This is a genomic window from Streptomyces sp. NPDC003027 (assembly GCF_053591435.1).
The window spans coordinates 124,793-147,924 of sequence record NZ_JBSFTU010000001.1 but is presented as its reverse complement, the minus strand read 5'-3'; the positions used below and the strand labels follow the sequence as shown (position 1 = coordinate 147,924).

Annotated in this window: 23 protein-coding genes and 1 pseudogene; 11 read left to right on the top strand and 13 right to left on the bottom strand. The window is 69.9% G+C overall.

Features of this window, described 5'->3' with window-relative positions:
• Positions 1-358 precede the first annotated feature (358 nt).
• From ppdK to ACWDX6_RS00670, 3 genes are all read right to left on the bottom strand, one after another.
• A complete protein-coding gene (gene ppdK / locus ACWDX6_RS00680) occupies positions 359-3,070 on the bottom strand; it encodes a pyruvate, phosphate dikinase (RefSeq protein ID WP_451482761.1) in 2,712 nt (903 codons plus the stop codon).
• Between the two features lie 428 nt (positions 3,071-3,498).
• Positions 3,499-4,635, bottom strand: a complete 1,137-nt coding sequence (gene dusB / locus ACWDX6_RS00675; protein ID WP_451482760.1) for a tRNA dihydrouridine synthase DusB — start codon at positions 4,633-4,635, stop codon at positions 3,499-3,501.
• A 267-nt stretch (positions 4,636-4,902) separates the two neighbouring features.
• Entirely contained in the window at positions 4,903-5,112 is a 210-nt protein-coding gene (locus ACWDX6_RS00670; RefSeq protein ID WP_451482759.1) for a DUF6243 family protein, read from the bottom strand.
• A gap of 249 nt (positions 5,113-5,361) precedes the next feature.
• On the opposite strand from ACWDX6_RS00670, the gene ACWDX6_RS00665 reads away from it, so the two are divergent.
• Both ACWDX6_RS00665 and ACWDX6_RS00660 read left to right on the top strand, forming a co-directional pair.
• Entirely contained in the window at positions 5,362-6,387 is a 1,026-nt protein-coding gene (locus tag ACWDX6_RS00665) for an aldo/keto reductase (RefSeq protein WP_451482758.1), read from the top strand.
• A 43-nt stretch (positions 6,388-6,430) separates the two neighbouring features.
• Complete coding sequence (locus ACWDX6_RS00660; protein ID WP_451482757.1) at positions 6,431-7,015, top strand: TetR family transcriptional regulator; 585 nt, start codon at positions 6,431-6,433, stop codon at positions 7,013-7,015.
• A gap of 67 nt (positions 7,016-7,082) precedes the next feature.
• Here ACWDX6_RS00660 and ACWDX6_RS00655 read toward each other — a convergent pair whose 3' ends face one another.
• Complete coding sequence (locus ACWDX6_RS00655) at positions 7,083-8,465, bottom strand: glycine--tRNA ligase (protein WP_451482756.1); 1,383 nt, start codon at positions 8,463-8,465, stop codon at positions 7,083-7,085.
• A gap of 164 nt (positions 8,466-8,629) precedes the next feature.
• On the opposite strand from ACWDX6_RS00655, the gene ACWDX6_RS00650 reads away from it, so the two are divergent.
• From ACWDX6_RS00650 to ACWDX6_RS00635, 4 genes are read left to right on the top strand one after another with little or no spacing between them, the layout of a single operon-like run.
• Complete coding sequence (locus tag ACWDX6_RS00650) at positions 8,630-9,643, top strand: metal ABC transporter substrate-binding protein (protein WP_451482755.1); 1,014 nt, start codon at positions 8,630-8,632, stop codon at positions 9,641-9,643.
• A gap of 29 nt (positions 9,644-9,672) precedes the next feature.
• Entirely contained in the window at positions 9,673-10,437 is a 765-nt protein-coding gene (locus ACWDX6_RS00645; RefSeq protein WP_451482754.1) for a metal ABC transporter ATP-binding protein, read from the top strand.
• A 2-nt stretch (positions 10,438-10,439) separates the two neighbouring features.
• On the top strand, positions 10,440-11,330 hold the full coding sequence (locus ACWDX6_RS00640; RefSeq protein ID WP_451482753.1) for a metal ABC transporter permease: 891 nt from the start codon (positions 10,440-10,442) through the stop codon (positions 11,328-11,330).
• A 48-nt stretch (positions 11,331-11,378) separates the two neighbouring features.
• Complete coding sequence (locus tag ACWDX6_RS00635) at positions 11,379-11,789, top strand: Fur family transcriptional regulator (protein ID WP_451482752.1); 411 nt, start codon at positions 11,379-11,381, stop codon at positions 11,787-11,789.
• Positions 11,790-11,851: 62 nt separating this feature from the next.
• Here the strand turns inward: ACWDX6_RS00635 and ACWDX6_RS00630 are convergent, their stop codons facing one another.
• Genes ACWDX6_RS00630 through ACWDX6_RS00600 form a run of 7 tightly spaced genes read right to left on the bottom strand, consistent with a single transcriptional unit; the run spans position 11,852 to position 15,314 of the window.
• Positions 11,852-12,376 carry a YcxB family protein gene (locus tag ACWDX6_RS00630; protein ID WP_451482751.1) on the bottom strand — a complete coding sequence of 175 codons (525 nt, stop codon included), beginning with the start codon at positions 12,374-12,376 and terminating at the stop codon, positions 11,852-11,854.
• 1 nt (position 12,377) lies between these two features.
• Positions 12,378-13,250 (bottom strand): isoprenyl transferase, encoded by an 873-nt coding sequence (locus tag ACWDX6_RS00625; protein WP_451482937.1) that lies wholly within the window; start codon positions 13,248-13,250, stop codon positions 12,378-12,380.
• Positions 13,251-13,270: 20 nt separating this feature from the next.
• On the bottom strand, positions 13,271-14,020 hold the full coding sequence (gene recO, locus ACWDX6_RS00620; protein ID WP_451482750.1) for a DNA repair protein RecO: 750 nt from the start codon (positions 14,018-14,020) through the stop codon (positions 13,271-13,273).
• Positions 14,021-14,049: 29 nt separating this feature from the next.
• On the bottom strand, positions 14,050-14,502 hold the full coding sequence (locus tag ACWDX6_RS00615) for a PIN domain-containing protein (protein ID WP_451482749.1): 453 nt from the start codon (positions 14,500-14,502) through the stop codon (positions 14,050-14,052).
• The gene (locus ACWDX6_RS00610; protein ID WP_451482748.1) at positions 14,495-14,785 is read right to left on the bottom strand and encodes a type II toxin-antitoxin system Phd/YefM family antitoxin; all 291 of its coding nucleotides are present in this window, start codon (positions 14,783-14,785) and stop codon (positions 14,495-14,497) included. The genes ACWDX6_RS00615 and ACWDX6_RS00610 overlap by 8 nt, the downstream gene beginning before the upstream one ends.
• Positions 14,786-14,838: 53 nt before the next feature.
• Entirely contained in the window at positions 14,839-15,054 is a 216-nt protein-coding gene (locus ACWDX6_RS00605; RefSeq protein ID WP_403288868.1) for a hypothetical protein, read from the bottom strand.
• Complete coding sequence (locus tag ACWDX6_RS00600) at positions 15,051-15,314, bottom strand: hypothetical protein (protein ID WP_451482747.1); 264 nt, start codon at positions 15,312-15,314, stop codon at positions 15,051-15,053. Before ACWDX6_RS00600 ends, ACWDX6_RS00605 begins: the two co-directional genes overlap by 4 nt.
• A 93-nt stretch (positions 15,315-15,407) precedes the next feature.
• Here ACWDX6_RS00600 and ACWDX6_RS00595 point away from each other — a divergent pair, with 93 nt between their 5' ends.
• The 5 genes and pseudogenes from ACWDX6_RS00595 to ACWDX6_RS00575 all read left to right on the top strand — a co-directional run.
• A complete protein-coding gene (locus ACWDX6_RS00595; RefSeq protein WP_451482746.1) occupies positions 15,408-16,241 on the top strand; it encodes a helix-turn-helix domain-containing protein in 834 nt (277 codons plus the stop codon).
• Positions 16,223-16,504, top strand: coding sequence for a DUF397 domain-containing protein (locus ACWDX6_RS00590; RefSeq protein ID WP_451482745.1), 282 nt, complete (start codon positions 16,223-16,225; stop codon positions 16,502-16,504). The genes ACWDX6_RS00595 and ACWDX6_RS00590 overlap by 19 nt, the downstream gene beginning before the upstream one ends.
• Positions 16,505-16,642: 138 nt before the next feature.
• A complete protein-coding gene (locus tag ACWDX6_RS00585; RefSeq protein WP_451482744.1) occupies positions 16,643-18,019 on the top strand; it encodes an FAD-dependent oxidoreductase in 1,377 nt (458 codons plus the stop codon).
• Positions 18,020-18,178: 159 nt separating this feature from the next.
• A complete protein-coding gene (locus ACWDX6_RS00580; protein WP_451482743.1) occupies positions 18,179-19,960 on the top strand; it encodes a helix-turn-helix transcriptional regulator in 1,782 nt (593 codons plus the stop codon).
• Between the two features lie 3 nt (positions 19,961-19,963).
• Positions 19,964-20,197: pseudogene (locus ACWDX6_RS00575) on the top strand (BBE domain-containing protein); the annotation flags it as partial.
• 10 nt (positions 20,198-20,207) lie between these two features.
• Here the strand turns inward: ACWDX6_RS00575 and ACWDX6_RS00570 are convergent.
• Complete coding sequence (locus ACWDX6_RS00570) at positions 20,208-20,900, bottom strand: TerB family tellurite resistance protein (RefSeq protein WP_451482742.1); 693 nt, start codon at positions 20,898-20,900, stop codon at positions 20,208-20,210.
• A gap of 255 nt (positions 20,901-21,155) precedes the next feature.
• Positions 21,156-22,913, bottom strand: coding sequence for a 2-isopropylmalate synthase (gene leuA, locus ACWDX6_RS00565; protein ID WP_451482741.1), 1,758 nt, complete (start codon positions 22,911-22,913; stop codon positions 21,156-21,158).
• Between the last annotated feature and the right edge of the window lie 219 nt (positions 22,914-23,132).

Below are 23,132 nucleotides of genomic sequence, written 5' to 3'. Positions count from 1 at the left end.
GCTTCTCACGTCCGGCGGCGGTCGGCGAGGGTTGCGGCTCACCTGCCCGGCATGGGTAATGGGCGCGGTCACCGGGTGGGGATCCGGTGGCCGCGCCCGCCTCGTTCTTTGCGGTCCCAATCGTGAAAAGGTTCAACGGCGAATAATTCAATCGCGCGAAATTGAACAGGAACTCACAGGGCGCCGACATCCGGGTGCGGGACGAACCGGCACCATGCGTACGGACGAAATACGACGGGGCGGACACCTCCGCACAAGGTGTCCGCCCCGTCTCTCTTGCGACCCGGAGCCGCCGCCCGTCGGTGAGGGTCGAGTTGACCGACGGCGGCTCCGGTGGTCTTTGCTACTGAACGGATGTTCAGCGGCTGTCGCTGCCGCTCGACTGCGCGGCCGCGCGGCCCGCCTCCAGACGCGCCACCGGGATCCGGAACGGCGAGCAGGAGACGTAGTCCAGGCCGACCTCGTGGAAGAAGTGCACCGACTCCGGGTCGCCGCCGTGCTCACCGCAGACGCCGAGCTTGATGTCGGGGCGGGTGGCCCGGCCGGCCTCGACGGCGGTGCGTACGAGCGCGCCGACGCCGTCCTTGTCGATGGTCTCGAACGGGGAGACGCCGAAGATGCCCTTCTCCAGGTACGCGGTGAAGAAGCTGGCCTCCACGTCGTCCCGGGAGAAGCCCCACACCGTCTGGGTGAGGTCGTTGGTGCCGAAGGAGAAGAACTCGGCGGCCTCGGCGATCTGACCGGCGGTCACGGCGGCGCGCGGCAGCTCGATCATGGTGCCGAGCGCGAGCTTCAGCTCGACGCCGGTCCGCGCCCGCACCTCGGCGATGACCTGCTCGGCCTCGTCGCGGACGATCTCCAGCTCCTGGACGGTGCCGACGAGCGGGATCATGATCTCGGCGCGCGGGTCGCCCTTGGCGTCGATGCGCTCGGCCGCGGCCTCGGCGATCGCCCGGACCTGCATGGTGAACAGGCCGGGGATGACCAGGCCGAGCCGGACACCGCGCAGACCCAGCATCGGGTTCTGCTCGTGCAGCCGGTGCACGGCCTGCAGCAGGCGCAGGTCGTTCTCGTTGGGGTCCTTGCGGGCCTCGGCGAGGGCGACGCGCACCGACAGCTCGGTGATGTCCGGGAGGAACTCGTGCAGCGGCGGGTCGAGCAGGCGGACCGTGACGGGCAGGCCGTCCATCGCCTCGAACAGCTCGACGAAGTCCTGCTTCTGCTGCGGCAGGAGGGCCTGGAGGGCCTCCTCGCGCTCCTCGTCGGTGTCGGCGAGGATCAGCTTCTCGACCATCTCGCGGCGCTCACCGAGGAACATGTGCTCGGTGCGGCACAGACCGATGCCCTGCGCACCGAAGCGGCGGGCGCGCAGCGCGTCCTCGGCGTTGTCGGCGTTGGCGCGGACGCGCAGACGCCGGACGCGGTCGGCGTAGGCCATGATCCGGTGCACGGCGGCGACCAGCTCGTCGGCGTCGTCGGCGCCGGCGTGCATCCGGCCCTCGAAGTACTCGACGACCGGGGAGGGCACGACCGGGACCTCACCGAGGTACACCTTGCCGGTGGAGCCGTCGATGGAGACGACGTCGCCCTCCTCGATGATCTGACCGCTGCCGGTGGTCATCCGGCGGCGCTTGGTGTCGACCTCGAGCTCCTCGGCACCGCAGACACAGGTCTTGCCCATGCCGCGGGCGACGACGGCGGCGTGCGAGGTCTTGCCGCCGCGCGAGGTCAGGATGCCCTCGGCGGCGATCATGCCGTCCAGGTCGTCCGGGTTGGTCTCGCGGCGGATCAGGATGACCTTCTCGCCGGAGCGCGACCACTTGACGGCCGTGTACGAGTCGAAGACGGCCTTGCCGACGGCCGCGCCCGGGGAGGCGGCGATGCCGCGCCCGATCTGCTCGACCTTGGCGTTCTCGTCGAACTTGGGGAACATCAGCTGCGCGAGCTGGGCGCCGTTGACGCGCTGGAGCGCCTCGGCCTCGTCGATCAGGCCCTGGTCCACGAGCTGGGTGGCGATCCGGAAGGCGGCGCCGGCGGTGCGCTTGCCGACGCGGGTCTGCAGCATCCACAGCTGGCCGCGCTCGATCGTGAACTCGATGTCGCAGAGATCCTTGTAGTGGGTCTCGAGCGTCTCCATGATCCGCATCAGCTGGTCGTACGACTTCTTGTCGATCGACTCCAGCTCGGCGAGCGGCACGGTGTTGCGGATGCCCGCGACGACGTCCTCGCCCTGCGCGTTCTGCAGGTAGTCGCCGTAGACGCCCTGGTGGCCGGAGGCGGGGTCGCGGGTGAAGGCCACGCCGGTGCCCGAGTCCGGGCCGAGGTTGCCGAAGACCATCGAGCACACGTTGACGGCGGTGCCGAGGTCGTGCGGGATGCGCTCCTGGCGGCGGTACAGCTTGGCGCGGTCGGTGTTCCAGGAGTTGAAGACCGCCTGGATGGCGAGGTCCATCTGCTCGCGCGGGTCCTGCGGGAAGTCGCGGCCGGCCTCGGCCTTCACGATCTTCTTGAACTGCTTGACGAGCTTCTTCAGGTCGGCGGCGTCGAGATCGGTGTCGACGGTGACCTTCTTGGCGGCCTTGGCCTCGTCGAGCGCGTCCTCGAACAGCTCGCCCTCGACGCCGAGGACGGTCTTGCCGAACATCTGGATGAGACGGCGGTAGGAGTCCCAGGCGAAGCGCTCGTCGCCGGCCTGGGCGGCGAGACCGGCGACGGACTCGTCGGACAGGCCGATGTTGAGAACCGTGTCCATCATGCCGGGCATGGAGAACTTGGCGCCGGAGCGTACGGAGACGAGCAGCGGGTCGTCGGCCTGGCCGAGCTTCTTGCCCATCTTCTGCTCGAGGGCGTCGAGGTGACGGCTCACCTCGTCGCGGAGCTCGACCGGCTCGGAGCCGCTGTCGAGGTAGACCTTGCACGCCTCGGTGGTGATCGTGAAGCCGGGAGGTACCGGCAGGCCGAGGTTGGTCATCTCGGCCAGGTTCGCGCCCTTACCGCCGAGGAGGTCCTTCAGGTCCCTGTTGCCCTCGGTGAAGTCGTACACGAACTTCTGATCTTTGTTTTCCGACACGGGTCTCGACTCCTCGACGACTCGGTGGCTGCCCTGACGGCGAGGAACATACCCAGATCGAAGGCTTCTGGGGAGGTACGCCTAGCGGTCACCGGGGCTTAACCACCCGTCCGCCACCAGATCGAAAGTAACTGACGAGTAGCTTCCGCTTTCAGGCTCCGAAGCCCGCTTGACTCAAACTAGACCATACACGCTCACCTGAGCGGCTCGCGGAGCATTTGCGTTCAACTCTTGAACGAAAGAAGGGTGGCACCCAGTGCCACCCCTCCAGAAGTCCAACATCCCGCAATCCGCTCATCTGAGCACACCCTCTATCAAGGGTGGCGAGGATCACGCTGCGAAAATGACTGGATTCCCACGATCCGGACCTGATCAGGAGGGTCGGAACACCCCACCGGACTCCGTCCGTCCACTCCCTCCGGAGCCCGTCAGCCGCCTGACGTGTCGAGTTCCGCGTCCTCGCCCACACCGGCGCAGTCGTACGGATCCTTGAGCCAGCCGTCCGGCAGCACGACCCGGTTGTTGCCCGACGTACGGCCGCGCGGGCCGTCCGCGCCGACCGGCCAGGGCTGATCCAGGTCCAGCTCGCTCAACTGAGCGCTCAGCTCGTCCAGGGACGACGTGATCGCCAGCTTCTTGCGCATCTCCGAGCCGACCGAGAAGCCCTTCAGATACCAGGCCACGTGCTTACGGAAGTCGATGACACCGCGCGACTCGTCCCCGAGCCATTCGCCGAGCAGGCGGGCGTGCCGCACCATCGCGTCCGCGACCTCGCGCAGCCCGGGCTGGGCGTAGGCGCCCGTGCCCTCGAAACCGGCCACCAGATCGGCGAAGAGCCACGGCCGGCCCAGGCAGCCACGCCCCACGACCACGCCGTCGCAGCCGGTCTCGCGCATCATCCGCAGCGCGTCGTCCGCCGACCAGATGTCGCCGTTGCCCAGCACCGGGATCTCCGGCACGTGCTCCTTGAGCCGCGCGATCGCGTCCCAGTCGGCCGTGCCGCCGTAGTGCTGGGCCGCCGTCCGCCCGTGCAGGGCTATCGCCGTGACCCCCTCCTCGACCGCGATCCGGCCCGCGTCGAGGAAGGTGATGTGGTCGTCGTCGATGCCCTTGCGCATCTTCATGGTGACCGGCAGGTCGCCCGCGTTGGTCACGGCCTCGTGCAGGATCGCCCGCAGCAGGGGCCGCTTGTACGGGAGGGCGGAGCCGCCGCCCTTGCGGGTGACCTTGGGGACCGGGCAGCCGAAGTTCAGGTCGATGTGGTCGGCCAGGTCCTCGTCCACGATCATCCGCACCGCCTTGCCGACCGTCACGGGGTCGACTCCGTACAGCTGGATCGACCGCGGCTTCTCGCTGTCGTCGAAGCGGATGAGCTGCATGGTCTTCTCGTTGCGCTCGACCAGCGCCCGCGTCGTGATCATCTCACTGACGAACAGTCCCTTGCCGCCGCTGTACTCACGGCAGAGGGTGCGGAAGGGGGCGTTGGTGATGCCGGCCATCGGCGCGAGCACCACCGGCGGCTGCACGATGTGCGGCCCGATGGCGAGAGGGGAGAACGCGGTCATTCAGCTATTGTCCCGCACCGCGCCGACAGCCCGTCGCCCCTCCGCCCACCGGCTCCCGCGGGCGGCCGGGGCCCGCCGTCCTGGTCCAGGGGCACGTACGTCGCCGGCCGCGGCCCGGAGACGGGCCCGGCTCGTCGTGCGCGGGTGGCACAGGGTGCCTCGGCGGCGCCCGTACTGCCGCGCGTTCGCACGCTCATTCACTCCCCGATGACGAGAAGGGGCCCAGGTCACCGTGGTGACCCGGGCCCCTCGTCCTGCTCGCCGGTGCTACTCCTGGCCGGCCGTGGCGGTCTCGGCGCCTTCCGTGCCCTCGGCGCCCGCCGCGCGCTCGCGCATCTTCCTCAGCAGCTCCTGCTTCTGGTCGTCAGCGCTCCTGCGGTCGGCGTCGCTGCTCTGAACGGCGCCCTGCTGGTCGGCACGGGACAGCTTCTTGCGCTGTCCGCCGACACCGAGAAGGTTGTTGCGGCCCTTGGCCATGGGGTTCTCCCATCAGTGAGAAATGCGGTGGTGAGTCGGCTGGCGCTGCGCGGGAGTGGGACCCGCGGCGCTCTCACTCGTAGATCTGGAAGAACGAAGACATGGCGTAGACGCTACCCCGGCCGGCCGCGCGGCGGCACGTGGGTTTCGGTCGCGCCATCCTCGCGAGTGACAGACATTGAAATCTGTCAGCCGTCATGCCATGGTTGTCATGCGTCACCCTCCCATCCCTTCTCCGAGGAGACCCTCATGACCTCCCTCCCCACCCGCTCCCTCGGCGCCACCGGCCCCGAGGTCTCCGCCCTCGGCCTCGGCTGCATGGGAATGTCCGCGCTGTACGGCGAGAGCGACCGCGCCGAATCGATCGCGACCATCCACGCCGCGCTCGACGCGGGCGTCACGCTCCTGGACACCGGTGACTTCTACGGCATGGGGCACAACGAACTGCTGATCAACGAAGCCCTGCGCACCGCTCCCGCCGCCGCCCGCGAGAAGGCGCTGACCAGCGTGAAGTTCGGCGCCCTGCGCACGGTCGAGGGCGGCTTCACCGGCTATGACGGCCGTCCGGCGGCGGTGCGGAACTTCGCGGCGTACTCCCTCCAGCGCCTGGGTGCGGACCACATCGACATCTACCGGATCGCCCGTGTCGACCCCGACGTCCCGATCGAGGAGACCGTCGGCGCCATCGCGGAGCTGGTCCAGGCCGGGCACGTCCGCCACATCGGCCTCTCGGAGGTCGGTGCGGACACCCTGCACCGCGCGGCGGCGGTCGCCCCGATCGCCGATCTCCAGATCGAGTACTCCCTCATATCCCGGGGCGTCGAGGAGAAGATCCTGCCGGCCGCCCGTGAGCTGGGCATCGGCGTCACGGCGTACGGCGTGCTCTCCCGCAGTCTCATCAGCGGCCACTTCACCCGGGACCGCGAGCTGGCGCCGGGCGACTTCCGGGGGATGAGCCCGCGCTTCCAGGGCGACAACCTCCACCGCAACCTGGACCTGGTGGACCGGCTGCGGGCCATCGCCGGGGCCAAGGGCGTGACGGTCGCGCAGACCGCGATCGCCTGGGTGCTCGCCCAGGGCCCCCGGCACGGCGTCGGCATCGTCCCGCTGATCGGCGCGCGCCGCCGGGACCGTCTGGCCGAGGCGCTCGGCTCCCTGGACGTGACGCTGGACGCGGCCGACCTCGCCGCGATCGAGCGGGCCGTGCCGGTGGGCGCGGCGGCCGGTGAGCGCTACCCCGAGGCCCAGATGGCGCACCTGGACAGCGAGCGCTGACTGCCCGGCGACCTGTCGTTCGGCTGACAGGTACTGTCAACCCATGCCCACCGAGACCCTCACCGCAGAGCGCATTCTCGAAGCCACCGAGGAGGTGCTGCGGCGCTACGGCCCGGCGAAGGCCACCGTCGTCGACGTGGCCCGGGTGCTCGGCGTGAGCCACGGCAGCGTGTATCGCCACTTCCGTACGAAGGCCGCGCTGCGCGAGGCGGTCACCCACCGCTGGCTGACCCGTGCCGAGGTCGCCCTGGCCGAGCTGATCGAGGCGCGGGACCGGCCGGCGGCGGAGCGGCTGCGTGCCTGGTTCGCCGGTCTGTTCGAGGCCAAGCGCCACAAGGCGGGCGCCGACCCCGAGCTCTTCGCCACCTACGGCGTGCTGATCGACGAGAGCAGCGGCGTCGTGGAGCACCACATCGATGTCCTGATCAGCCAGGTCCGTACGATCGTCGAGGAGGGCGTCCGGGGCGGGGAGTTCACCGCCGCCGAGCCCGACGCGACGGCCCGCGCGCTCTTCGACGCGACGTGCCGCTTCCACGACCCCGCCTATGCCCCCGAGTGGCGGCGCCCCACGATCGAGGCCGAGTTCGACGCGGTGATGGATCTGCTGCTGCGCGGCCTGCGCGCCTGACGACGCACGCCGAAGCCCCCGGTTCCGCAGGGGGAGCCGGGGGCTTCGGCGTGTGGGTGATCCGGGGTCAGCAGCCCAGCAGGCGGCTTCCGAGGTAGCCCTGGATCTGGTCGAGGGAGACGCGCTCCTGCTTCATGGTGTCGCGCTCGCGCACGGTCACCGCGTTGTCGTCGAGGGTGTCGAAGTCGACGGTGACGCAGAACGGCGTACCGATCTCGTCCTGGCGGCGGTAGCGGCGGCCGATGGCACCGGCGTCGTCGAAGTCGATGTTCCAGTTCTGCCGCAGGTCGGCGGCGAGGCCCTTGGCCTTCGGCGACAGCTGCGGGTTGCGCGACAGCGGCAGGACGGCGACCTTGACGGGCGCGATGCGGTGGTCGAAGCGCATCACGGTGCGCTTCTCCATGACGCCCTTGGCGTTCGGGGCCTCGTCCTCGTTGAACGCGTCGAGCATGAACGCCAGCATCGTCCGGCCGACACCGGCCGCCGGCTCGATGACGTACGGAGTCCAGCGCTCGTTGGCCTCCTGGTCGAAGAAGTGGAGCTCGTTGCCGGAGGCCTTGGAGTGGGCCTTCAGGTCGTAGTCGGTGCGGTTGGCGACGCCCTCGAGCTCGCCCCACTCGCTGCCGCCGAACTGGAAGCGGTACTCGATGTCGGCGGTGCGCTTGGAGTAGTGGGAGAGCTTCTCCTTCGGGTGCTCGAACCAGCGCATGTTCTCCTCACGCAGGCCCAGGCCCGTGTACCAGTTCCAGCGCTGCTCCATCCAGTACTCGTGCCACTGCTCGTCCTCGCCCGGCTTGACGAAGAACTCCATCTCCATCTGCTCGAACTCGCGGGTGCGGAAGATGAAGTTGCCCGGAGTGATCTCGTTCCGGAAGGACTTGCCCATCTGCGCGATGCCGAACGGCGGCTTCTTGCGCGAGGTCTGCAGCACCTGGCCGAAGTTGGTGAAGATGCCCTGGGCGGTCTCGGGACGCAGGTAGGCGACGGAGCCGGAGTCCTGGGTCGGGCCGAGGTGGGTGGAGAGCAGACCCGAGAACTGCTTGGGCTCGGTGAAGGTGCCCTTGTTGCCGCAGTTGGGGCAGTTGAGGTCGGCGAGGCCGTTCTCGGGGAGGCGGCCGTGCTTCTCCTCGTACGCCTCCTCCAGGTGGTCGGCGCGGTAGCGCTTGTGGCAGGAGGTGCACTCGGTCAGCGGGTCCGTGAACGTGGCGACGTGACCGGAGGCCTCCCAGACCTCGGTGGCCAGGATCACCGACGAGTCGATGCCGACGACGTCCTCGCGCGAGGTGACCATGTACCGCCACCACTGACGCTTGATGTTCTCCTTCAGCTCGACACCCAGCGGTCCGTAGTCCCAGGCGGCCTTCTGGCCGCCGTAGATCTCACTGCACGGGTAGACGAAGCCACGGCGCTTGCTCAGGCTGACGATGGTGTCGATCTTGTCGGCGGCCACGGTGCTCTCTTCATTACGACGACGAAGTGCGAATGCCTCAGATTACCGGCGCGCGTGCCCCCCGTATCAAATCGGTCCGGCCGGGCCCGGCCCCGTACGGGCGTGGCCGGGAACACAAGTAGGACAATTGACAATCGTTTCCAATTTTGTTGAAAATGAGTGTCATGAACGTACGCCGCCTCATACCCACCGCCGCCGTCGCCGGAGCCGTCTCCCTCGGGCTCGTCACGCTGTCCGCCTGCTCCGGCACTTCCGGCGCCGCCGACCGGCCGAGCGACGGCAAGCTGAGCGTGGTGGCGTCGTTCTACCCCATGCAGTACCTGGCCGAGCAGATCGGCGGCGACCACGTCTCCGTCAGCACGCTCACCAAGCCGGGCGTCGAGCCGCACGACCTGGAGCTCAAGCCGAAGCAGATAGCCGAGCTCGGCGAGGCCGACTACATCCTCTACCTCAAGGGCATCCAGCCCGCCGTCGACGAGGCGATCAAGCAGGCCGGCGTCAAGAACACGGTCGACGCCGCCACCCTCACGAAGCTCGAGGAACACGGTACCGAGACCGGCCACGACCACGCCGGAGAGACCGCCGAGGAGCACGCCGCCCACGAGGGCGAGGCGCACGCCGACGAGCACGGCCACGAGGGCCACGAGTCCGAGGCCGGCGCCGACCCGCACATCTGGCTCGACCCCGTGAAGTACGCCGAGGTCGCCAAGGGTGTCGGCGCCTCCCTGGAGAAGGCCGACCCGGGCCACGCCACCGACTACCGCGAGAACACCGACGCCCTGGTGAAGAAGCTCGGCGACCTGGACACGGCGTTCGAGACCGGCCTGAAGAACACCACCACCAAGACCTTCATCACCACCCACTCGGCCTTCGGCTACCTCGCCGAGCGCTACGGCCTGGACCAGGAGGGCATCTCCGGCATGGACCCCGAGTCCGAGCCGAGCCCCGCCCGGATCAAGGAGCTCCAGGACATCGCGGCGAAGGAGAAGGTCTCCACCGTCTTCTTCGAGACCCTCGCCAGCGACAAGACCGCGAAGACCCTCGCCACCGACACCGGTCTGAAGACCGACGTGCTCGACCCGCTGGAGGGAATCACGGACCGGTCCAAGGGCGATGACTACATCGAGGTCATGCAGTCCAACCTCACGGCGCTGAAGAAGGCCCTCGGCGCCAAGTGACACCCACGCACGTATCGGAGGCACGAGCCATGGCCATCGACCCCGTTCTTTCCGTCCGCGGAGCCACGGCGGCCCTCGGCTCGCGCCCCGTCCTGCGCGGCGTCGACCTCACCGTCCAGCACGGTGAGGTCGTCGCGCTGCTCGGCGCCAACGGCTCCGGCAAGTCGACCGCCGTCCGCGCCGTCATCGGCCAGGTGCCGCTGACCGACGGTTCCATATCCCTGTTCGGTACGGAGCAGAAGCGATTCCGCGCCTGGTCCCGGGTCGGATACGTACCGCAGCGCACCACCGCCGCCAGCGGCGTGCCCGCCACGATCCGCGAGGTCGTCTCCTCGGGCCGGCTCTCCCGCAAGCGGCTGGGCTGGCTGACCAAGGCCGACCGGGCCGCCGTCGACCGGGCCATCGCACTCGTCGGCCTGACCGACCGCGCCAAGGACTCCGTCTCCGCCCTCTCCGGCGGCCAGCACCAGCGTGTCCTGATCGCCCGGGCGCTCGCCTCGGAGCCCGAACTGCTGATCATGGACGAGCCGATGGCCGGCGTGGACCTCGCCAGCCAGGAGATCCTCGCCGCGACGCTTCGCGAGCAGGTCGCCGACGGCACCTCCGTCCTCCTCGTCCTGCACGAGCTGGGCCCGCTGGAGCCGCTGATCGACCGGGCCGTGGTGCTCCGTGACGGCTGCGTGGTGCACGACGGCCCGCCGCCGAAGGCCGTCGGCCAGCACGCGCTGCCCGGCCACGACCACGTACATCCGCACGCGGCCGACGAGCCGCTCCGCACGGGACTGCTGACCTGATCATGGATTTCCTCGAGCCCGCCTTCATGCAGCGATCGCTTCTCGCGGCCGTCCTCGTCGGCATCACCGCCCCCGCCGTCGGCATCTACCTCGTCCAGCGCCGCCAGGCGCTGATGGGTGACGGCATCGGCCATGTCGCCATGACCGGCGTGGGCCTCGGCTTCCTGCTGAGCTCGAGCCCGGTGTGGATGGCGACCCTGGTCGCCGTGGTCGGCGCCGTCCTGATGGAACTGATCCGCGCCTACGGCAGGACCCGCGGCGACATCGCGCTGGCGCTCCTCTTCTACGGAGGCATGGCGGGCGGCGTCATGCTGATGAGCATCGCCGACGGCTCCAACGCCAACCTGCTCTCCTACCTCTTCGGCTCGCTGTCGACCGTGTCGGACGCGGACGTCACCGCGATCGCCGTCCTCGCCGCCTTCGTGATCCTCGTCACCGTCGGCCTGCGCCGCCAGCTGTTCGCGGTCAGCCAGGACGAGGAGTTCGCCCGCGTCACCGGCCTTCCGGTGCGCGCCCTGAACCTGCTCGTCGCGGTCACCGCCGCGGTGACCGTCACGGTCGCCATGCGCGTCGTCGGCCTGCTGCTGGTCAGTGCGCTGATGGTGGTGCCGGTGGCAGCCGCCCAGCAGTTGTCCAAGTCGTTCCGTACGACGTTCGTGCTCGCGGTCGTGATCGGCGTCGGCGTCACCCTGTCCGGCACCATCACGACGTACTACCAGGACGTGCCGCCGGGCGCGACGATCGTGCTGCTCGCGATCGGCGTCTTCATCGTCCTCACGCTCCTCGCGACGCCCCTGGCGAGACGGCGGGCCCGGGCGGCGGAGGCGGCGTCCGCGGAGTGCGACATGGCCGTCCCGGGCACCCGGCGGCCGACGGACGACGTCACGGTCTAGGGGGCCTGGCAGAATGGCGGGGGCAACGAAGATTCCAAGGAGGCCCCTGTGGCGACGGCAGGACCCCCCGTACGCGGCCGCTCGACCAAGCAGCGGGCCGCTGTCTCAGCCGCACTGAACGAGGTGGACGAGTTCCGCAGCGCCCAGGAGCTGCACGACATGCTCAAGCACCGCGGCGACTCGGTCGGCCTGACCACGGTCTACCGCACGCTGCAGTCCCTGGCGGACGCGGGCGAGGTCGACGCGCTGCGCACCAGCGACGGCGAGACGGTCTACCGCCGCTGCTCGACCGGTGACCACCACCATCACCTCGTCTGCCGCGTCTGCGGCAAGGCGGTCGAGGTGGAGGGTCCGGCGGTGGAGAAGTGGGCGGACACGATCGCGGCGGAGCACGGCTTCGTGAACGTGGCCCACACGGTCGAGATCTTCGGCACGTGCGAGGACTGCGCGGCGAAGTGACCTGAAACGCCAGAAGGGCCCGCCCCCGTGCCGGGGGCGGGCCCTTCTGGCGTGCTCGTGCGTCAGACGCGGCCGAGGTGCCGGTCGAGCAGCTCCCGCAGGCGGTCGGCGTCGGCGGGGTCGACCAGGCCACGCTTGGGCAGGAGGGCGACCGAGTCGGCCGTCAGGAGGGCGAAGAACGAACCGGTCTCGGCGTACCTGAGCACCGTCGACCACGGGCGGAAGCTCTCGTGGTCCCGGCCGGTCCAGCGGACCCCGCGGTCGTTCACGACGGCCCACAACTCCCCGTGCGGCTTGGTCGCACGGTGCATCCGACGCCCGCTCCACCAGGGCTGGAGCGGCCCCAGGAGAAGGGCGTACACGACCAGGCCGACCAGCAACGACACCGTTATCCCGTCCGGCTCCCCCGAACCGGTCAGCTTCAGCACGATGACGAGGAAGGCCACGACGGCGGTGGCCGACATCAGCCCTCGCATGCGGCGGCCGGAGGGGCTGTCCCGCAGCCGGAACCGGACGGCCTCTCTCGCGTCGGCGGGCGTCGGTTCGTAGAACAGCTGGACTCTCTCGTCCGCCCCCACGTCCCTCACGTCACGCCTTGGGAGAAGCCGCGGCATCCGCCGGGCCCTGCGGCGGGACGGTCCCGTTGCCCATCGCCGCGCGGTCCTCGGCCGGGATCGCGCCGAAGCGGCGGTCGCGGGAGGCGTACTCGACGCACGCCCGCCACAGGTCGCGGCGGTCGAAGTCCGGCCACAACACGTCCTGGAAGACCATCTCCGCGTAGCTGCTCTGCCAGATCAGGTAGTTGGAGGTGCGCTGCTCGCCGCTGGGGCGCAGGAAGAGGTCGACGTCCGGCATGTCCGGGTAGTAGAGATACTTCTGGAAGGTCTTCTCGTTGACCTTCGACGGGTCAAGCCGTCCCGCCGCCACGTCCTCCGCGATCTTCTTCGCCGCGTCGGCGACCTCCGCGCGGCCGCCGTAGTTCACGCAGAAGTACAGCGTCATCGCGTCGTTGTCGACCGTCTGCTCCTGCGCGATCTGCAGCTCCTGGACGACCGACTTCCACATCTTCGGCATACGGCCGACCCAGCGGATACGGATGCCCAGCTCGTCCATCTCGTCACGCCGGCGACGGATCACGTCCCGGTTGAAGTTCATCAGGAAGCGGACCTCCTCCGGCGACCGCTTCCAGTTCTCCGTGGAGAAGGCGTAGAGCGACAGGTTCTTCACCCCGAGCTCCAGGCAGCCCTTCAGCACGTCGAGGACGACGCCCTCGCCGACCTTGTGCCCCTCCGTGCGCGGCAGCCCCCGCTCCTGCGCCCAGCGGCCGTTGCCGTCCATCACGCACGCGACGTGGTTCGGCACCAGCTCGCCGGGGAGCTTCGGCGGGCGGGCACCGGACGGGTGCGGCTCGGGGACCTTGTACTCACGCCGGTTCCGTCCGAGGATTCCGCGTCGTGCGATGGCCATGGCGATGGGTTCTCCTAGCTCTTCTCTACGTACCGCAGCGAGCGCAGGCCGCGCTCCAGGTGCCAGTGCAGATAGGCGGACACCAGTCCGCTGCCCTCCCTGACGTGACGCGGCTCGCACGCGTCCGCCGTCGCCCAGTCGCCGGTCAGCAGCGCGCTGAGCAGGCCGATGGCCTCCGGAGAGGGTACGACGCTGCCCGGCACCCGGCAGTCGCCGCAGATGACTCCCCCCGCCGCGACCGAGAAGAAGCGGTTGGGCCCGTGGAGGCCGCACCTCGCGCAGTCCTGGAAGCTGGGCGCGTACCCGTTGACGGCCAGGGAGCGGAGCAGGAAGGCGTCGAGTATGAGGTGGGGGGCGTGCTCCGCGTTCGCGAGGGTGCGCAGTCCCCCCACGAGCAGCAGATACTGCTGCACGGCCGGCTCGCCCTCGTTGTCCGTGAACCGCTCGGCGGTCTCCAGCATTGCCGTACCGGCGGTGTAGCGGGCGTAGTCGGTGACGATCCCGCTCCCGTAAGCGGCGATGGTCTCGCTCTGTGTGCAGAGCGGCAGGCCGCGCCCGACGAGATCGCTGCCCCGGGCGAAGAACTGCACGTCGACGTGGGAGAAGGGCTCCAGCCTGGCCCCGAACTTCGACTTCGTCCGCCGCACCCCGCGCGCCACGGCGCGTACGCGTCCGTGACCGCGCGTGAGCAGCGTGATGATGCGGTCCGCTTCACCCAGCTTCTGGGTGCGCAGCACGATGCCGTCGTCGCGGAACAGGCTCATGGGCCCATTCTCCCGTACGACGGGAGTGCTCAGAGGTCGTCGGGCAGAAGCCGGAACGAACCGTGCGCCGTGAGCGGCCGCATCATCCGGAAGTGTGTGTCGGTGGTGAACATGTCGGCTGTGTGGAAGGCGGCCGCGAGTGCCACGTTCATGGCGTCCGCAAGCCCTACCCCCTTGCCTCCGGACGCGTCTTCGTAGCCCCGCATGACGGCCATGGCCCCGCGCAGATGCGGCTGGACCTCCGGCACCTCGAAGCGCCGGGCCTCCACTTGGCGGGCGATGAAGTCGAGCGCGTTCATGGAGGCCCTGGCCCCGACCCGTTCCGTCAGCAGGTAGTCCAGCTCGGTGAGAACCATGGGCGAGATGACGAGGTGGCCGACTCGGGCGAGCGCTGCCGTGTGCGCCCGATGGCGGGGGTCCTTGGGTGTGAAGAGGCGATACAGGGCGTTCGTGTCCGCGATCACCACAGGAAGTTCAGGCATCGGCCGCGCCCATGCCGCGGAGGGTCTCGTCGATCTCGTCGTCGCCGAGCACGGGTCCGCCCAGATCCGGGATCTCCAGCGGCCCCATGGGGTCCGTCCTGAACGGGTACGCGGGCCGGCCCAGGGATCCACCCCTCGGAACGATGTCCCCTATCGGGACGCCGTCCTTGGTGATGGTGATCGTCTCACCGGCCTCCACGCGCGCCATGACACGCGAGGTCTGCTGGTTGAGCTCCCGCAGAGGCACGTCCTGGTTCCTGTTCCTGTCCTCGTCGCTGCCCATACCACGAGCGTACTACTCGTTCTACAGACATGCGGGCCATGCGGTCGCCCACCTCACGGCACCTCGCCCCGGCTCCGGGCGTTCGCGTGGGCCGTCGCCGCGCTGATGCGCTCCGCCGAGGTCGCCTCCCGGACCCCGTCCGGCTCCGCGTCCCACTCCCGCCCGCCGCCGAGCGGCCGCAGCTGGACGTAGGGGCCCTCATGACCCATGACCGTGCCCACACGCCCGGTGCGGATCTCGATGACGTACGACCCGATGGGCAGTTTCATGACCGGTCCCCTTCTTCCCCCGGCAGTACGGCGGCGGCCAGCCGGCGCGCCGTTTCCACCGTGCAGCGTCCCAATTCGATGAGCGGCCGGGGGTTGTCGGAGGCGAGGGTGACGGCGTCGAGCCCGAGGGAGGGCAGCACGATTCCCGCCCGCACGAGCGCCTCGCGCAATTCCGTCACCGCCTCGCTCGCTTCTTCGACGGATCCCTTGATCGACCGCATGTCGTGTTCCTTCACCAACGCATCCTTTTCCGAATCCATTTCCCGCTTACCGCACCCAGGGTGGTACCGGATCCGTAGAATCGGGAGATGCGCAGGTCCTACAACTGCGGCGTAGCGTGGGGGAGTTAATCCATGGCCAAAGCTCGACGGCTGGACACGTGGCGCTTCTTCGGCCAGGAGCTGAAGGCCCAGCGGGAAGCGAAGGGGATGACGCAGGGGGAACTGGGCGAGCGGGTGTTCGTTTCCGGCGGATACATCGGCCAGTTCGAACAGGGAATTCGAAAGCCGCAGCTGGATGTGGCAGGGCGAATCGACGACGTCCTACAAACCGGTGGTTTTTTCGAACGGACGTGTAGGCGACTGATCAACGCCTCGCCGTACGCGTCCTATTTCGAGCCGGTGGTGGAACTGGAGGCGCTGGCGACGAAGATCTGCGAGTTCGCGCCGACGGTGATGCCGGGGTTGTTGCAGACGGCGGAGTACGCGCGGGCGGTGACGCTGGCGGCGAACCCGTTCGTCACCGAGGCGTACGTGGACGAGAAGGTCACGGCGCGGATAGAGCGCGCGCGGGTCCTGAAGGACGCTACAAGGCCCGAGTATTGGGTGGTCTTGCACGAGAACGCGCTCCTCACGCCGGTGGGCGGCCCGGCCGTGATGGCGGCGCAGCTGGAGCACCTGGCGGCGCTGGTACGCGAGCGGGTGGTGCTGGTCATCGTGCTCCCGCGCGAGGCCGGAGCACACGCCGCCATGGAAGGCTCGCTACGACTCATGGAGTTCGAGGACGCGCCACCAACCGCCTATACAGAGACGTCGTTTTCGGGAACGCTGCTCGACGATCCGGCAGTGGTCAAGCGAGTACAGCGCGCCTACGATCTGCTCAGGGTCGCCACGCTGTCGCCGGAGGCGTCCCTGGCCCTGATCGAGTCGGCGGCGGAGGACTACAGACGATGCGCGAGTACGACCTGAGCAAGGCCCGCTGGTTCAAGAGCTCGTACAGCAACGCTTCGGGCGGCGACTGCGTCGAGGTGGCGTACGACTTCGTCGGCGCCGCCTGGCGCAAGAGCAGCTACAGCAACGGCGAGGGTGGCAACTGCGTCGAAGTCCTCGACAACCTCCCCGGCGTCGTCCCCGTCCGCGACTCCAAGAACCCCGGCGGCCCCGCCCTCGTCCTCCCCGCCACCGCCTGGGCCGCCTTCGTCTCCGCGCTCAAGGCCGAGGAGTCCGTGTAGGCACACTTATGGACCTCATAAGCCTGACTTATGAGGTCATAGACCGGGGGCGGGTACCGCTTCGCGAAGTTCGTTAATTAGGGTGACCTAAGTGACGGCACCTCTCGCCGTCACGTCGCTTGCGAAGGGAACCCAGACATGCCCCGCCCTCTCCGGGTCGCGATCGTCGGCGCCGGCCCCGCCGGAATCTATGCCGCCGATGCGCTGCTGAAGTCCGAGGCCGCCGCCGAGCCGGGCGTGTCGATCGACATCTTCGAGCGGATGCCGGCTCCCTTCGGCCTGATCCGGTACGGCGTGGCGCCCGACCATCCCCGGATCAAGGGCATCATCACCGCCCTGCACCAGGTGCTCGACAAGCCGCAGGTCCGCCTCTTCGGCAACGTCGAGTACGGCGCCGACATCCACCTGGACGATCTGCGCGCCTTCTACGACGCCGTGGTCTTCTCCACCGGCGCCATGGCCGACCGCGAACTGCGCATCCCCGGTGTCGAGCTCGACGGCTCCTACGGCGCCGCCGACTTCGCCTCCTGGTACGACGGCCACCCGGACGTGCCCCGCACCTGGCCGCTGCACGCCGAGAAGGTCGCCGTGCTCGGCGTCGGCAACGTGGCCCTCGACATCGCGCGCATCCTCGCCAAGACGGCGGACGAGCTGCTGCCGACCGAGATCCCGCCGAACGTCTACGACGGCCTCAAGGCCAACAAGGCCGTGGAGATCCACGTCTTCGGCCGCCGAGGCCCGGCCCAGGCGAAGTTCAGCCCCATGGAGCTGCGCGAGCTGGACCACTCGCCGACCATCGAGGTCATCGTCAACCCCGAGGACATCGACTACGACGAGGGCTCGATCGCCGAGCGCCGCAAGAACAAGCAGACCGACATGGTCGCCAAGACCCTGGAGAACTGGGCGATCCGCGACGTCGGCGACCGCCCGCACAAGCTCTTCCTGCACTTCTTCGAGTCGCCGGCCGAGATCCTCGGCGAGGACGGCAAGGTCGTCGGTCTGCGCACCGAGCGCACCGAACTCGACGGCACCGGCAACGTCAACGGCACCGGCAAGACCACCGACTGGGACGTGCAGGCCGTCTACCGCGCCGTCGGCTACCTCTCCGACGAGCTGCCCAAGCTGCCCTGGGACACCGCCTCCGGCACCGTCCCCGACCAGGGCGGCCGCGTGATCGAGGAGAGCGGCGAGCACCTCGCCTCGACGTACGTCACCGGCTGGATCCGGCGCGGTCCGGTCGGCCTCATCGGCCACACCAAGGGCGACGCCAACGAGACCGTCGCCAACCTGCTCGACGACTTCGCCCACGGCCGGCTGCTGACGCCCGAGACCCCGGAGACCGAGGCGGTCGTCTCCTTCCTGGAGTCCAAGGGCGTCACGTACACCACCTGGGAGGGCTGGTACGCCCTGGACGCCGCCGAGAAGGCGCTGGGCGAGCCGCAGGGCCGCGAGCGCGTGAAGATCGTCGAGCGTGACGAGATGCTGAAGGCCAGCAACGCGGTCACTCCGCGGTAGGTCGTCTCCGGACACTCCCTGGCACCCACGGCCGTCGGCCCGGGCCCGACTCGTAAGCGGCGACGAGTCTGGCCCGGGCCGTTTCCCGCCACCGCACCGCTTCGACGGCTGCCTCCCGCGCTCATACTCTGGAAGGGCCGGGAAGGGAAGTGAGCCGCCATGGCCGTCCCCGTCGAAGAGGCCGCCCCCGCCGTGCGACGGGCACGGGACGCGGCTGCGCGTGAGTCCTGGGCCGAGGCGTACGCCCTGCTGCGCGACTTCGACCTGCATCCCTCGCACCCGCTCACACCCGGGGATCTGGACATCCTCGCCGACGCCGCCTGGTGGGCGGGCCACATCGACGAGTCGGTCGCCGCCCGGCTTCGGTCCCACGCCGCGCACGCGGCCGCCGGGGACCACCGGGGAGCGGGGCACGCCGCCTGGTGGCTGGCCTTCGAGTACCGCTGCCTGGGACGGCCGGCGGCCGCGGCGGGCTGGCTGCACCGGGCCCGCCACCACCTGGAGGGGGAGCCGGAGTGCCCCGAGCAGTGCTATCTCGCCTGGACCGACGCGGAGGAGGCCCAGGAGCACCACGACCCGGGCGCGGCCCTCACCGCCGTGCTGCGGATGAACCGCATCGCCCGCCACTCCGGCAGCCCGGACCTGATCGCGCTGAGCCGCGAGGCCCACGCGGCCGTCCTGCTGGCGAACGGGCGCAGGGCGGAGGGGCTCGCCCTCCTCGACGACGCGATGTGCGCGGTGACCGCCGGCGAACTGAGCGGCATGTTCACCGGCTGGCTGTACTGCCTGGCGCTCACCGAGTGCATGGAGGCCGCGGACCTCGGCCGGGCGGTCGCATGGACCTCCGCGGCGATGACCTGGTGCGAGGCCCCCTGGGCGCAGCACGTCCGCCGGCCCGACGCCCCGGGCACGCCGGGCCCTGACGGCACCACGGGCGGGGCGCGCTCCGCCGGGCCGGCACCCGGTGGCGTCCCGTCGCCGCTCCCGGCGGGCGTGCCCGCGCCGGTCACCGACAACCCGTTCCGGGGGCTGTGCCGGATCCACCACGTCGAGGTGCTCGATCTGCTCGGGGTGTGGGAGCTCGCCGAGGCCGAGGCCGCCCGCGTCTGCGAGGAGATCCTTCCGGACGGCCTGGAGGCCGCCGCCGAGGCGCACTACGCGGCCGGGGAGATCCGGCGCAGGCAGGGGCGGTTCGACGCCGCCGCCGTCTCGTACGGACACGCCCACGAACTCGGCAGGATCCCGCAGCCGGGCCTCGCGCTGCTACGGCTGGCCCAGGGGAAGGCCGACGCCGCCGTGGCCGGGCTGAAGCTGGCCCTGGCCTGTCAGAGCGACCGCCACGACCTCCTCGGCCGGGCGCGGCTGCTGGCCGCGCAGACCGAGGTGGCCCTGGCCGTCGGGGACCTGGACGGTGCCGCGGCGGCGGTCGCGGAGCTGGAGGCGCTGTCCCCCGGGGCGCCGCTCCTGGGCGCCATGGCCGACACCGCCCGCGGCGCCCTCGCGCTGGCCCGGCACGAACCCGCGCTCCGTCCCCTGCGCCGGGCACTGGCCGGCTGGCTGGCGCTGCGCGTGCCGTACGAGGCCGCGCGGGTACGGATGCTGCTCGCCGCCGCCGGCCAGGCCGAGGGCGACGACGAGGCGGCCCGGCTGGAACTCGCCGCCGCACGCTCCACGTTCGAGCGGCTCGGCGCGCTGCCCGACGCCCGGCGGGCGACGGCCCTGCTGGCCGGCCACCGCCGGACACTGCCCGGCGGGCTGACCGCACGGGAGGCCGAGGTGCTGCGGCTGGTCGCGGCGGGCGGCTCCAACCGGGACATCGCGCGAGCGCTGACCATCGGCGAGCACACGGTCGCCCGCCACCTCAACAACGTCTTCGCCAAGCTGGACGTGACCTCCCGCACCGCCGCCACGGCGTACGCCTACGCCCACGGCCTGGCGTAGGTCGGCGCCAGCTACACCGATCCCGCCGACACGGAGCGGAACATCGCCTGGACCCGGGCGTACGACGCCGCGCTGCGTCCGCACACGCAGGAGGCCGGCTACGTCAATTTCATGGACACCGACGACCAGAGCCGGGTGCGCGTCAACTACCGGCAGAACGAAGACCGTTTGCGGGCGGTCAAGCGCCGCTACGATCCCGGCGACGTCTTCCGCCTCAACCACAACATCGCGCCGTAGGGGGCACGGCTCAGAGCAGCGTCCTCGCGGTGGTGAGCAGCCGGGCGGTGTCGTCGGCGCAGAGCGCCAGGGCGTTGCCGACGGTGCTCAGCACGTCCCGCTCGGCCGCGCTGTACGGGCCGTCGGCGAGGGCGATCCGGGCTCCCTGGAGCAGGATCGACTCCCGTCCGGAGGCTGCCAGGTGCGGGGTGAGCGGCTCCAGGGCCTCGTGCAGCTCGATGGCGAGGGCGGCGCCGCCGCCGCCCACGTCGGGGAGGAAGCGGCCGGTGTCGGCCGCCAGCGCCTCGACGAGGTCGGTCAGCTGGGTGGCGGTGCACTCGGCGAAGCCGGCCGCCCGGACCGCCGTGACCGCGGTGTCCACCGCCGTACGGGAGGAGGCGCCGCCCGCCGCGAGGACGGCGAGGGCGACGGTGTGCACGGCGTCCCGCAGCATCGCGGAGAAACGGCTCGTCGTCGGGTGGTCGAGCACGTCCGTACCGAAGTGGGTGTGGCACGCGGCGCATTCGATGACCGGCCCGGTGCATCCGCGGGGCAGGACCGGCACTCCGAGGACGGCGAACCGCCGGCGGCCGGTGCGGCGCCGGTAGTTGCGGTCGCCACCGCACTCCTCGCAGAAGAACTCACCGTCTCCGACGGTGTTCCAGGAAGTACGAATGCCGCAGACGCCCACTTTTCGACAACGTGACTCTCGGGCAGACCGCACGTCGCACCTCCCTTAACGACACGGCAACACTGCCGACGTGGGCGTGATGTTAGCCACATCTGTGATGTGGCGTCAGCACCTCGTCGACAGATCGCCACCGACATGGCCGAGACCCGCCACGAACACCGGCCGCCTCATCGAGGCGGCCGGTGCCCGAAAGACGCGGTCACCGCGTCGGAAGGGGCGGACGCGGCGGCGGTGAACCGAGTGGGTGGCGGGTTCGCCACCGACCGGAACCGATGCCCGTACGGAGCGTCAGCGTGCGGCCCGGTTGACGGCCGAGATGACGGCCTTCAGCGAGGCGCGGGTGGTGTTGGCGTCGATGCCGATGCCCCACAGGACCTTGCCGTCGATGGCGCACTCGATGTACGAGGCGGCCTGCGCGGAGGCGCCCTCGCTCATCGTGTGCTCCTGGTAGTCCAGCAGCCGTGCGTCGACGCCGATGGTCTGCAGGGCGTCGAAGAAGGCCGAGATCGGACCGTTGCCGGTACCGCTCAGCACGGTCTCGGCACCGTCCACGACCGCCTCGACGGTCAGGGTGTCGGTGCCGTCCGTGTCGGAGGTGGTCTGGCCGGAACGCAGCTGGATGCGTCCCCAGGCGTTCTCCGGGTTCGGCAGGTACTCGTCCTGGAAGACCGACCAGATCGCGGCGGGGGTGACCTCGCCGCCCTCGGTGTCCGTCTTCTGCTGGATGATCTTCGAGAACTCGATCTGCATCCGGCGCGGCAGGTCCAGCTTGTGGTCGTTCTTCAGGACGTAGGCGATACCGCCCTTGCCGGACTGGGAGTTTACCCGGATCACGGCCTCGTAGGAGCGGCCGACGTCCTTAGGGTCGATCGGCAGGTACGGCACGGCCCACTCGATCTCGTCGACGCTCTTGCCCGCGGCGGCCGCGTCGGCCTCCATGGCGTCGAAGCCCTTCTTGATGGCGTCCTGGTGGGAGCCGGAGAAGGCGGTGTAGACCAGGTCGCCCGCGTAGGGGTGGCGCGGGTGGACCTCCATCTGGTTGCAGTACTCGGAGGTGCGGCGGATCTCGTCGATCTGCGAGAAGTCGATCTGCGGGTCCACGCCCTGCGAGAACAGGTTCATGCCCAGGGTCACCAGGTCGACGTTGCCGGTCCGCTCGCCCTGCCCGAACAGGCACCCCTCGATGCGGTCGGCGCCGGCCATGATGGCCAGCTCGGCCGCCGCCACGGCCGTACCGCGGTCGTTGTGCGGGTGCACGGACAGGCAGATGTACTCGCGGCGGGTCAGGTGGCGGGACATCCACTCGAACCGGTCCGCGTGCGTGGACGGCGTCGAACGCTCCACGGTGGCGGGCAGGTTGAGGATGATCTCGCGGCCCTCCTCGGGCTGCCAGACGTCGCAGACCGCCTCGCAGACCTCCAGGGCGAAGTCCAGCTCGGTGTCGGTGAAGATCTCCGGGCTGTACTGGTAGCCGAAGATCGTCTCGTCGCCCAGCAGCTTGTCCGCGTACTCCATGACCAGCCGCGTGCCGTCGACGGCGATCTGCTTGATGTCCTGCTTCGTGCCGCGGAAGACGACCCGGCGGAAGGTGGGCGCGGTGGCGTTGTACAGGTGGACGGTGGCGCGCTTGGCGCCGACCAGGGACTCCACGGTCCGCTCGATCAGGTCCTCGCGGGCCTGGGTCAGCACGGAGATGGTGACGTCGTCCGGGATCGCGCCCTCTTCGATGATGGAGCGCACGAAGTTGAAGTCGGTGTCGCCGGAGGACGGGAAGCCGACCTCGATCTCCTTGTAGCCCATGCGCACCAGCAGGTCGAACATCTCGCGCTTGCGCGCGGGGCTCATCGGGTCGATCAGGGCCTGGTTGCCGTCGCGCAGGTCGGTCGACAGCCAGCGGGGCGCCTTGGTGATGCGCTGCTCGGGCCAGGTGCGGTCGGGGATGTGCACGGCCTCGTACCGGCCGTACTTGTGGATCGGCATCCCTGACGGCTTCTGCATCTGGGTGGCGTTGGTGACGGGCGTGGGGCGGCCAACGGGCTGAGACATTGCGTAGGGCTCCTCGGGTCCAGCTGGGGAGGGACGGCCGACTGTCGAACGCAACACCAGGTCCCGCGGGGAGGGGGTCGGCCTACGACTACAGGCCCTCGCCGCGGCAGCTAAGGAGAAGCAGCCCGAAACGCATGATGTGCCGCAGCCTAGCCGAGGACGGCGGAGTCCGGACGTCCTGTTTCAGTATGCGGGACGACCAGGCCGTCAATGGGAAAG